This window comes from Pseudomonas syringae (assembly GCF_001698815.1).
Classification (GTDB): domain Bacteria; phylum Pseudomonadota; class Gammaproteobacteria; order Pseudomonadales; family Pseudomonadaceae; genus Aquipseudomonas; species Aquipseudomonas syringae_A.
Window position 1 is genome coordinate 55,697 of sequence record NZ_LGSI01000071.1, and the last position, 11,782, is coordinate 67,478.

Sequence of the window (11,782 nt, forward strand, 5' to 3'; positions counted from 1 at the left end):
CGCAGGGCCATTTGAAAAAAACTATCGGCCCGTCTCAATTGCGCTCGATGCTTTCCGAGCCTTCAATGCCGCGAAAGCCCCGACCCAACAAATACTGCTCGCGAGAGCGGTCCCGTGATGACTCCGGCTTGCGCATCTGGACCTTGTCGAACAGCTTGCGGATGTCCTTGTGGTACTTGTCGAAGCCTTCACCCTGGAAGACCTTGATCAAAAAATCACCACCTGGCCGCAAAACCCGCCCTGCGAGATCCAGTGCCAATTCGCACAGGAACATGGCGCGAGGCATATCAACAGCGCTCAATCCACTCATATTGGGGGCCATATCGGAAATCACAAGGTCTACCTGCGTTTTACCGACAGCCTCCAGGATCTGCGCGAGCACGGCGTCCTCGGTGAAGTCGCCCTGAATAAAGGTCACATCGGGGATGCTGTCCATTTCCAGAATGTCGGACGCGATCAGACGACCTTGACCGCCAATCAGACGACTGGTCACTTGCGACCACCCGCCAGGCGCGGCGCCGAGGTCGATCACGGTCATGCCAGGCCGGATGATCTTGTCCTTTTCCTGGATCTCCAGGAGCTTGTAGCTGGCGCGAGAACGATAGCCGTCCTTCTGCGCCATTTTGACGTATTTGTCGTCGAAGTGTTCTTTGAGCCAGTTATGGCTTGTCTTGGAACGGGCCACGGGGCACCTCAAAAATAAACGAGTCGTGATTAACTGGGCGGTCCCGGACTCGCTCGGGTAAACTGGCCGCCGCTTTTTACAAGATCAGACGCAGGGGTCAGATTATGCCGCTCACTCAGGAGCAGAAGAAACAGTACAAATCCATTGGCCACCATCTGAAACCGGTATTGACTGTGGCCGACAATGGTTTGACTGAAGGTGTGTTAGCAGAGCTTGAACGCGCATTGGGCGATCACGAGCTGATTAAAATCAAACTCAACATCCTCGAACGCGAAAGCCGTCTTCAGGCCATTGCAGAACTGTGCAAGGCTGGTAAAGCGGATCTCGTACAGGTCATCGGCAAGATGGCACTGATTTATCGCAAGAATCCAAAGGTAAACAAGCTGCTGTCGAACGTCCACCGCGCCGTTTGATGTAACAAAGCCAGGGCCGCACTAGCGCGCCCTGTTGCTCCTTCCCGGCACTGGCTGCAAAACCAGCAGTAAGCCAGACAAGCCCAACACCAGATAACTCATCAACTGCAGATGCAGCGCATCGGGCAGCCAGTAACGCAATCCAAAATAGCTGGTTGACGCCAACAGTGCGATCAGTAAAAGCTGGCCACGCAGGTCAAGCCACACACTCGAAACACCTTCCGCACTCACCAGAACCGCCACCTGAAGCATCGCGCAGACTGCCGCGAAACCCACCAGCACTGCTCCGGAAAAATTGGCGAACTCATGAATCAATAACGGCGCCAGACCGGTCTGATCCAACACCGTCAACAACGCCAGGTGCAACAACACCAAGCCGCCCACCCACAGTGTCTGGGCGAGCTGCCAGATGATCGCGCCCAGTGCAAATGGGCGCGCCAGGTCAAATGTGCCTGACTTCAACAATCTCGTACTCGATAACGCCGCCAGGCGTTTTGACGGCGACGACGTCGCCTTCTTCCTTGGCGATCAGGGCACGAGCAATGGGCGAACCCACTGAAATCTTGCCCTTTTTGATATCGGCCTCATCCTCGCCAACGATCTGATAGGTCACACGATCGTCAGTCTCGACGTTGGCGATTTCGACAGTCGTGCCGAAAATCACCTTGCCGGTGCGCTCAATGGTCGTGACGTCGATGACCACCGCATTCTGCATGCGGCCTTCGATATCACGGATACGCGCTTCGACCATGCCTTGCTGTTCGCGAGCGGCATGGTATTCGGCGTTTTCCTTGAGGTCGCCCAGTTCACGTGCAGTTCCGATGTCCGAGCTGAGCTTGGGACGAACGACCTTGGTGAGATGTGCGTGTTCTTCTTCCAGGGCTTTCGCACCCTGGACGGTCATTGGATATTTGATCATGCCTTCAACCCTGCATGTAGATCCTGCAAGCGACGCACGGTCTTTTCCGGACCGAACTTGAGCGCTTCGCAGATGGCCTCGCCTGCAGCAATGGTAGTGGTGCAGTAAATCTTGTGCTGCAAGGCGTTTCGGCGAATGGAGTAGGAATCAGCGATCGACTGGCGCCCTTCCGTGGTGTTGATGATCAGCGTGACTTCGTCATTCTTGATCATGTCGACCACGTGCGGACGGCCTTCGGTCACCTTGTTGACGCGGCGAACTTTCAGGCCCGCAGCTTCAATAAGCTTGGCGGTGCCCGCTGTCGCGACGATTTCGAAGCCCAGGTTGATCAGGTCGCGAGCGACACCAGCAACCAGTGGCTTGTCGTCATCACGCACACTGATGAACGCAGTGCCGCCGGTCGGCAGGACTTCGCTAGCGCCCATTTGGGCCTTGGCAAAAGCCTCGCCGAAGGTGTCGCCGACACCCATCACTTCACCCGTGGACTTCATCTCAGGGCCAAGGATCGGGTCGACGCCAGGGAACTTGGCGAACGGGAACACCGCTTCTTTCACGCTGTAGAAGTTCGGAATGATTTCTTTGGTGAAATTCAATTCTTTCAGGGTCTTACCGGCCATGACGCGGGCTGCGATCATCGCCAGGGAAACACCGATGCACTTGGAAACGAACGGCACGGTGCGCGAGGCACGCGGGTTCACTTCGATGACGTAGATGTCTTCACCCTGCAATGCCAGTTGCACGTTCATCAAGCCGACAACGCCCAGCTCCAGGGCCATCTTCTTGACCTGCTCGCGCATCTCGTCCTGGATATGCGCAGGCAACGAGTACGGCGGCAGCGAGCATGCCGAGTCACCGGAGTGAACGCCGGCCTGCTCGATGTGCTGCATGATTGCGCCGATCACCACGTCCGTACCGTCGCAAACTGCGTCGACGTCCATTTCGATGGCGCAATTCAGGAAGTGGTCAAGCAGCACCGGGCTGTCGTTGGACACTTTTACTGCATCACGCAGGTAGCGCTTGAGCTCATCTTCTTCGTAGACGATTTCCATCGCCCGGCCGCCCAACACGTAGGAAGGACGCACCACCAACGGGTAACCAATCTTGCCTGCAGCACGAATCGCTTCGTCTTCGCTGCGCACGGTCGCGTTCGGCGGCTGACGCAGGTTCAGGCGTTCAACCATCTGCTGGAAGCGCTCGCGATCTTCTGCACGATCGATAGCGTCAGGGCTGGTGCCGATGATCGGTACGCCAGCCTCTTCAAGAGCACGTGCCAGTTTCAGCGGGGTTTGGCCGCCGTACTGCACGATCACGCCTTTTGGCTTCTCGACGCGGACGATTTCCAGCACGTCTTCCAGGGTCACTGGCTCGAAGTACAGGCGATCCGATGTGTCGTAGTCGGTGGACACGGTTTCCGGGTTGCAGTTGACCATGATGGTCTCGTACCCGTCTTCGCGCAGGGCGAGTGCCGCGTGCACACAGCAATAATCGAATTCGATGCCTTGGCCGATGCGGTTAGGACCGCCGCCGAGGATCATGATCTTGTCGCGTGTCGTCGGGTTGGCTTCGCACTCTTCCTCGTAGGTCGAATACATATAGGCCGTATCGGTCGAGAACTCGGCAGCGCAGGTATCAACGCGCTTGTAGACCGGGTACACCTCAAGCTTGTGACGATGGCGACGCAGGTTTTTCTCGGTAACGCCCAGCAGTTTGGCCAGACGCGCATCGGAGAAGCCCTTGCGCTTGAGGCGGTACATCAGGTCGCGGTCGATCGTCGCCAGACCCAGGGTCTTGATCTTCTCTTCGTCCTTGATCAGGTCTTCGATCTGCACCAGGAACCACGGATCGATCATGTTCATGGCGAAGATTTCTTCGACAGTCATGCCGGCACGGAACGCATCCGCGACGTACCAAATACGCTCGGCGCCCGGCACGGTCAGCTCGCGCTTGAGCACGCCCATGCTTTCCGGGTTGGTCAGGTCCAGTTTCGGATCCAGACCGCTAACGCCGACTTCAAGGCCGCGCAGGGCTTTCTGCAAGGATTCCTGGAAGGTCCGGCCAATGGCCATGACTTCGCCAACCGACTTCATCTGGGTAGTCAGGCGCGCATCGGCTTTCGGGAATTTCTCGAAGGCGAAGCGCGGCAGCTTGGTAACCACGTAGTCGATGGATGGCTCGAAGGACGCCGGAGTCTTGCCGCCGGTGATTTCGTTTTGCAGTTCGTCGAGGGTGTAACCGATGGCCAGTTTGGCTGCGACGCGAGCGATAGGGAAACCTGTCGCTTTCGAAGCCAGTGCCGAAGAGCGCGATACACGCGGGTTCATCTCGATCACGACCATGCGGCCAGTGTCCGGGCAGATGCCGAACTGGACGTTGGAGCCGCCGGTTTCAACGCCGATCTCACGCAGTACCGCCAGCGAGGCGTTACGCATGATCTGGTATTCCTTGTCGGTCAGCGTCTGGGCTGGCGCAACAGTGATGGAGTCGCCGGTATGGACGCCCATCGGATCGAAGTTTTCGATGGAGCAGACGATGATGCAGTTGTCCTTTTTGTCGCGGACCACTTCCATCTCGTATTCTTTCCAACCGATCAGGGATTCGTCGATCAGCAGCTCTTTGGTCGGCGACAGGTCCAGACCACGGGTGCAGATTTCTTCGAATTCTTCGCGGTTGTAAGCGATGCCGCCACCGGTGCCGCCCATGGTGAACGACGGACGGATAATGCACGGGAAACCGAGCTTTTCCAGAACCGCGTAGGATTCTTCCATGGTGTGGGCAATGCCTGAACGCGGGCAGTCCAGGCCGATGGACTTCATGGCCTTGTCGAAACGCGAGCGGTCTTCTGCCTTGTCGATGGTGTCGGCATTGGCGCCGATCATCTCAACGTTGTACTTCTCCAGAACGCCTTCGCGCTCCAGGTCCAGCGCGCAGTTCAGTGCGGTCTGGCCGCCCATGGTTGGCAGCAAGGCGTCCGGACGCTCTTTTTCGATGATCTTGGCAACGGTCTGCCATTTGATCGGCTCGATGTACGTTGCGTCGGCCATCGACGGGTCGGTCATGATCGTCGCGGGGTTGGAGTTCACCAGGATGACGCGGTAACCCTCCTCGCGCAGGGCTTTGCAGGCCTGGGCGCCGGAGTAGTCGAATTCACAGGCCTGGCCGATCACGATGGGGCCGGCGCCAAGAATCAGGATGCTTTTAATGTCTGTACGTTTTGGCATGGGTTGTCACTCGAATACGTAGGTCTGCTTCTCTGCGATGGCTGGGCGGCCATTTACCGGACGACGTGTCGTTCGGGGCCAGTCCAGTCACCTGCGCGTTACATTCTCAAGGCAACCGGTCAGCGTCGCTTGGCCATCGCTTCGATGAAGCGATCAAACAGTGGCGCAACGTCGGTCGGACCCGGGCTCGCCTCAGGGTGACCCTGGAAGCTGAAGGCGTCCTTGTCGGTACGCTCGATGCCTTGCAGGCTGCCGTCGAACAGCGATTTGTGAATCGCGCGAACGTTGCTCGGCAGGGTCGCTTCGTCCACCGCAAAACCGTGGTTCTGGCTGGTGATCATGACAACGCCGGTATCAAGATCCTGAACCGGGTGGTTCGCACCATGGTGACCCAAGGCCATCTTGATGGTCTTCGCGCCAGAAGCCAGTGCCAGCAATTGGTGACCCAGGCAGATGCCAAACACCGGAATGTCGGTTTCCAGCACATCCTTGATCGCCTGAATCGCGTAGTCGCACGGCTCAGGATCGCCAGGACCGTTGGACAGGAACACGCCATCCGGATTCATCGCCAGCACATCGCTGGCCGGAGTTTGCGCGGGTACAACAGTGACCCGGCAGCCGCGCTCGACCAGCATGCGCAGGATGTTAAGCTTGACGCCGTAATCGTAGGCCACGACGTGGTACTTCAAGTCGCTGGCTGCGATTTCAGGGCTGCTGTCGGTCTGCAACGACCAGACGCTGGTGCGCCACTCGTAGCTTTCCTTGACGCTGACGACTTTCGCCAGATCCATGCCCTTGAGGCCGGGGAAACCGCGTGCAGCTGCAATGGCCGCTTCGTCGGAGATGTTGTCGCCGGCCAGGATGCAGCCGTTTTGTGCGCCTTTCTCACGCAGGATGCGGGTCAGGCGGCGAGTATCGATACCGGCAATGGCAACGACGCCGTTGGCTTTCAGGTAATCGCCAAGGGACATCTTGTTGCGCCAGTTGCTGGCCACCAGTGGCAGGTCACGAATGACCAGGCCTGCAGACCAGACGCGATCCGATTCGGCGTCTTCCGGCGTAGTGCCAGTGTTGCCGATATGTGGATACGTCAGCGTGACGATTTGTTGGGCATAGGAAGGATCGGTAAGGATTTCCTGATAGCCGGTCATGGCAGTGTTAAACACCACCTCACCAACGGTTTGACCGTCGGCTCCAATGGCTTCGCCGCGAAAAATGCTGCCATCAGCAAGGGCGAGTATGGCTGGCTTAGTCAAGAAGACCTCCCGTAAGTAAAGCCTGAAAGGGCGTTCGCAGGTTGCAAAAAAGCGGAATGACGTATAGACACGTCACCCCGCTTTCTTATCGAATCATCTGCGCGCTTTTAGTGGACACACTAAAGCTGTAGCTTACAGAAAAGCCCTGTTTTGGTCTACCGGCAATGAGGCGAAAAGACGGGGGAATGCGACAGAAGTTCAATCGGCGGGGGTAAAACAGGGTCAAAACTCACGCTTATGGTGAATTTTGACCCTCGATTGCGTGATCAGAACGATCAACGCAGGTCCAGCACGTCCTGCATGTCGTACAAGCCAGGCTCGCGCCCCTCAAGCCACAGAGCAGCACGAACAGCGCCTTTGGCGAAGGTCATGCGGCTCGATGCCTTGTGGGTGATCTCGACGCGCTCACCATCGGCGGCGAACAGCACGGTGTGATCACCGACTATATCGCCGGCGCGAATGGTCGCGAAACCGATGCTCTGGCGATCCCGCGCGCCGGTCTGCCCTTCACGCCCGTAGACCGCGACCTTTTCCAGATCACGACCCAGGGCGCTGGCGACCACTTCACCCATGCGCAGCGCCGTACCGGACGGCGCATCGACCTTGTGCCGGTGATGCGCTTCGGTGATTTCGATATCAACATCATCACCCAGCACGCGAGCAGCGGTGTCGAGCAGTTTCAGGCAGAGGTTCACGCCCACGCTGAAATTGGCGGCGAACACGATCGGGATTTCCTTGCCCGCCTCAGCCAGACGCAGCTTCTCTTCAGCGCTGAAGCCTGTGGTGCCGATAATCATGGCCTTGCCAGCCTTGCGGCAGAACGCCAGGTTCTTCAGCGTCACGGACGGGTGCGTGAAATCGATCAGTACGTCGAACTCATCAACAACCTTGGCCAGATCACCCGACAACGGCACACCAATTCGACCCAATGCAGCCAACTCGCCCGCATCAGCACCAACCAGCGTGCTGTCGGGGCGATCGATCGCGGCAGTCAAACCGGCACCCGGTGCCTGCTGAACGGCTTCGATCAGAATTTTGCCCATGCGCCCAGCGGCGCCCATCACAGCTATACGTCGCATGCCTTGCTCCCGTTGAATGCGCTTACAAATCGCCGAAGAAACGTTTCACACCGTCGAACCAGCCGGTGGCTTTCGGCGAATGTGAGCTGTCACCTTCCAGCGTTGCACGGAACTCTTCGAGCAATTCGCGCTGACGACGACCGAGATTGACCGGAGTTTCCACCGCGACACGGCACATCAAGTCGCCGGCACCACCGCCACGTACCGGAGCAACACCCTTGCCACGCAGGCGGAACTGCTTGCCGGTTTGCGTACCTTCGGGAATCTTCAGCTTGACCCGACCATCCAGCGTCGGCACTTCCAGCTCACCGCCCAGCGCAGCATCGGTGAAGCTGATCGGCACTTCGCAGTACAGATGCTTGCCGTCGCGCTGGAATATCGCGTGTTCGCGCACGTTGATCACGACGTACAGGTCGCCGGTCGGACCACCTTGAGCACCCGCTTCACCTTCGCCAGACAGACGAATGCGATCACCAGTATCAACGCCAGGCGGCACTTTCACGGACAGGGTCTTGTATTCCTCGACACGGCCTTCGCCATGGCAGGAATCGCACGGATCGGAAATGACCTTGCCATGACCATGGCAGCGCGGGCAGGTCTGCTGCACGGAGAAGAACCCCTGCTGCATGCGCACCTGACCAATACCGCCGCAAGTCGGGCAAGTTACCGGCGAAGAGCCTTTCTTCGCGCCCGAACCATCGCACGGCTTGCAGTTGACCAGCGTTGGCACACGGATATTCACCGTGGTGCCACGCACAGCTTCTTCGAGGTTCAGTTCGAGTGTGTAACGCAGGTCGCTGCCGCGCTGAGCGCCGCCACGTCCGCCGCCACCGCCACGACCACCGCCGAAGAAGTCGCTGAATACGTCGCCGAATATATCGGAGAAATTCGCACCGCCCGCGCCGCCGCCGAAACCGCCGCCGCCCATGCTTGGGTCAACGCCGGCATGGCCGTACTGATCGTAGGACGCACGTTTGCTTGCATCGGACAGCACTTCATAGGCCTCGTTGGCCTCTTTGAACATGTCTTCCGATGCTTTGTCGTCAGGATTGCGATCCGGGTGATGCTTCATCGCCAGACGACGATAAGCCTTTTTCAGATCCGCTTCGCTGGAGCCTCGCTCCACCCCCAATACTTCGTAATAGTCACGCTTTGCCATAATTCTTCCGCACTCTTGAGGACGTTCGGCAAAACCCTCCTGAGCTTCGCCAAACTCGTTGAGCCCCATACAGGCCCGGACCCAACTCACGTCAATTCAACGATCCTGGTCTTCGTTCAACAGCCAGATACCTGACCGAGAAAGCGGCAGAACAAGCCACCATGCAGGAGCATCGCGACCTTGCCACAGGGCTCGCGCAATCAAGCCGCAAGCCATCAAAAAATTCGTCTATGCCAGACACGCCAACGCGGGAGCAAGCTCCCGCGCGGCGACATCCTACCAGTGACCACTCGGAAGCGGTCAACTGGCGCTCAAGTGAGCCTGCGCTTACTTGTGGTCTTTTACTTCTTCAAACTCTGCATCGACAACGTCGTCAGCAGGCTTGCCTTCTTCCTTCGCGGCCTTTGCACCGGCTTCCGGCTGTTCAGCCTGATCGGCGTACATTTTCTGTGCAACCGGAGCGGAAACCTTGGACAGTTCCTCGACCTTGGCGTCGATGGCAGCCTTGTCGTCGCCTTTGATGGCGGCCTCCAGGGCAACCAGCGCAGCTTCGATTGCGGTTTTTTCTTCCGCAGTCACTTTCTCGCCAGCGTCGGAGATCATTTTGCGAGTCGAGTGAACCAGTGCGTCGCCCTGGTTACGGGCTGCTGCCAGCTCTTCGAACTTGCGGTCTTCTTCAGCGTTGACTTCAGCATCACGAACCATTTGCTGAATTTCTTCCTCGGACAGGCCGGAGTTGGCCTTGATCACGATGGACTGCTGCTTGCCGGTAGCCTTGTCTTTGGCGCCTACGTGCAGGATGCCGTTGGCATCGATATCGAAAGTCACTTCGATCTGCGGAACGCCGCGTGGCGCTGGTGGAATCTCGGCCAGGTCGAACTTGCCCAGGGACTTGTTCTGAGCGGCTTGCTTACGCTCGCCCTGCAGAACGTGAATGGTCACTGCGCCTTGATTGTCGTCGGCAGTCGAGAACACCTGGGATTTCTTGGTAGGAATCGTGGTGTTTTTCTCGATCAGCGCGGTCATCACGCCGCCCATGGTTTCGATACCCAGCGTCAGCGGGCTGACGTCCAGCAGCAGAACGTCTTTGACGTCGCCAGCCAGAACCGCGCCCTGGATAGCAGCGCCCATGGCAACGGCTTCGTCCGGGTTAACGTCTTTACGGGCTTCTTTGCCGAAGAACTCGGTAACCAGCTTCTGAACCAGCGGCATACGAGTCTGACCACCGACCAGAATCACGTCGTTGATCGCGTTGATTTCGATACCAGCATCTTTCAAGGCAATGCGGCAAGGTTCGATGGTGCGCTGAACCAGGTCTTCAACCAGCGATTCCAGCTTCGAACGGGAGATCTTCACGTTCAAGTGCTTAGGACCGGTTGCATCTGCAGTGATGTACGGCAGGTTGACGTCGGTCTGCATGCTCGAAGACAGCTCGATCTTGGCTTTTTCAGCAGCTTCTTTCAGGCGCTGCATCGCCAGCGGATCACCCTTGAGGTTCATGCCGCTTTCTTTCTTGAATTCGTCTACGAGGTAGTCGATCAAGCGGATGTCGAAGTCTTCACCACCGAGGAACGTGTCACCGTTGGTTGCCAGAACTTCGAACTGATGCTCGCCATCGACTTCAGCGATTTCAATGACCGAAACGTCGAAAGTACCGCCACCCAAGTCATAAACGATGACAGTGTGGTCGCCTTTCGCTTTGTCCATGCCGTAGGCCAGAGCGGCTGCGGTGGGTTCGTTGATGATGCGTTTTACATCCAGGCCCGCGATACGGCCGGCATCCTTGGTCGCTTGACGCTGGCTGTCGTTGAAGTAAGCCGGAACAGTGATGACCGCCTCAGTCACAGCTTCGCCGAGATAGTCTTCGGCGGTTTTCTTCATCTTTTTCAGGATTTCAGCGGAAATCTGCGGCGGAGCCATTTTCTGGCCGTTGACTTCGACCCATGCGTCGCCGTTGTCAGCCTTGACGATCTTGTAAGGGACCATCTGGATGTCTTTCTGAACCACTTCCTCGTCGAAACGACGACCGATCAGACGCTTCACCGCGTACAGGGTGTTGTGCGGATTGGTCACTGCCTGACGCTTGGCCGACTGACCCACGAGGATTTCGCCGTCGTTGGCGTAAGCAATGATCGAAGGCGTGGTACGAGTGCCTTCGGCGTTCTCGATAACCTTGACGTTACCGTTTTCCAGAATGGAGACGCAGGAGTTGGTGGTCCCCAGGTCGATACCGATAATTCTGCCCATCTTTTGACTCTCCCGAAACTTTGATTGGGTTGCCGCAACTGCGTTTACAAATTGCGGTAGCTCTTAAACGCTTGGCCTATAAATGGGGGCCAGACAGCTGATTTCAAGCCTGCTCGTCAATTGACGGCTGAACAGGCGATGGTGCCTTGCTGACCACGACCATAGCCGGGCGCAGCAGGCGACCATTAAGCTGGTAACCCTTCTGAAACACTTTCAAAACGCTGTTGGGTTCGACATCCGCGCTCTCCTGCATGGCCATTGCCTGATGGTGCTCGGCATTGAATGGCTGGCCGTGCGGCTCGATTGCTTCCAGCTGATAACGCTTGAGCGTGTCGTGGAACATCTTCAGCGTCAGCTCGATACCTTCACGCATCGGACGAATGCTTTCGTCGTTCGCATCGGACAGCTCAAGGCCACGCTCAAGGCTGTCGACGATAGGCAGCAGATCGCCAGCGAATTTTTCGAGAGCGAATTTGTGTGCCTTTTCGACATCCTGTTCTGCACGGCGGCGGACATTCTGCAGATCCGCAGCCACTCGCAGGGACTGGTCCTGTGCCGCAGCCAACTGCTCTTCAAGCACTTGCACACGAGTTACCAATTCTTCACCGGAAGCTGCATCGGCAGCCTGGTCCTGGGTCTGCGCATCCAGATTCTGTTCGTCAGCCATAGATTTCTCCTTTCAAAAACATCCGCGAGCTCAACTCGCGCTTCTGTCCCCCTATATGGGAGCGGATTTTTCAGCTTCAAGGGCTAGAGAGGCGAGATCGAGCAATACCCCTACGAAATTCCTGACATAGCCCAAGTCC

Annotated in this window: 10 protein-coding genes; 1 reads left to right on the forward strand and 9 read right to left on the reverse strand. The window is 57.6% G+C overall.

Annotation, left to right across the window (positions count from 1 at the left end; translation table 11 throughout):
- Positions 1–34: 34 nt before the first annotated feature.
- Positions 35–685, reverse strand: a complete 651-nt coding sequence (gene rlmE / locus AFK24_RS26615) for a 23S rRNA (uridine(2552)-2'-O)-methyltransferase RlmE (RefSeq protein ID WP_020293191.1) — start codon at positions 683–685, stop codon at positions 35–37.
- Positions 686–789: 104 nt separating this feature from the next.
- Here rlmE and AFK24_RS26620 point away from each other — a divergent pair, with 104 nt between their 5' ends.
- Positions 790–1,098, forward strand: coding sequence for a YhbY family RNA-binding protein (locus AFK24_RS26620; protein ID WP_020293190.1), 309 nt, complete (start codon positions 790–792; stop codon positions 1,096–1,098).
- Positions 1,099–1,119: 21 nt separating this feature from the next.
- Here the strand turns inward: AFK24_RS26620 and AFK24_RS26625 are convergent, their stop codons facing one another.
- The 8 genes from AFK24_RS26625 to grpE form a co-directional block, all read right to left on the reverse strand.
- Complete coding sequence (locus tag AFK24_RS26625) at positions 1,120–1,512, reverse strand: MFS transporter (protein WP_065836129.1); 393 nt, start codon at positions 1,510–1,512, stop codon at positions 1,120–1,122.
- 28 nt (positions 1,513–1,540) lie between these two features.
- Positions 1,541–2,017, reverse strand: coding sequence for a transcription elongation factor GreA (gene greA / locus AFK24_RS26630; protein WP_020293188.1), 477 nt, complete (start codon positions 2,015–2,017; stop codon positions 1,541–1,543).
- Complete coding sequence (gene carB, locus AFK24_RS26635) at positions 2,014–5,235, reverse strand: carbamoyl-phosphate synthase large subunit (protein ID WP_065836089.1); 3,222 nt, start codon at positions 5,233–5,235, stop codon at positions 2,014–2,016. Before carB ends, greA begins: the two co-directional genes overlap by 4 nt.
- Positions 5,236–5,354: 119 nt before the next feature.
- Positions 5,355–6,491: a glutamine-hydrolyzing carbamoyl-phosphate synthase small subunit gene (carA, locus tag AFK24_RS26640; RefSeq protein WP_065836090.1), complete on the reverse strand. Its 1,137-nt coding sequence runs from the start codon at positions 6,489–6,491 to the stop codon at positions 5,355–5,357.
- A gap of 275 nt (positions 6,492–6,766) precedes the next feature.
- Positions 6,767–7,570, reverse strand: coding sequence for a 4-hydroxy-tetrahydrodipicolinate reductase (dapB, locus tag AFK24_RS26645; protein WP_065836091.1), 804 nt, complete (start codon positions 7,568–7,570; stop codon positions 6,767–6,769).
- A gap of 22 nt (positions 7,571–7,592) precedes the next feature.
- Positions 7,593–8,729, reverse strand: a complete 1,137-nt coding sequence (gene dnaJ / locus AFK24_RS26650; protein WP_020293184.1) for a molecular chaperone DnaJ — start codon at positions 8,727–8,729, stop codon at positions 7,593–7,595.
- A 327-nt stretch (positions 8,730–9,056) separates the two neighbouring features.
- Positions 9,057–10,976, reverse strand: a complete 1,920-nt coding sequence (gene dnaK, locus AFK24_RS26655; RefSeq protein WP_065836092.1) for a molecular chaperone DnaK — start codon at positions 10,974–10,976, stop codon at positions 9,057–9,059.
- A 103-nt stretch (positions 10,977–11,079) separates the two neighbouring features.
- Positions 11,080–11,643 (reverse strand): nucleotide exchange factor GrpE, encoded by a 564-nt coding sequence (gene grpE, locus AFK24_RS26660; RefSeq protein WP_065836093.1) that lies wholly within the window; start codon positions 11,641–11,643, stop codon positions 11,080–11,082.
- Between the last annotated feature and the right edge of the window lie 139 nt (positions 11,644–11,782).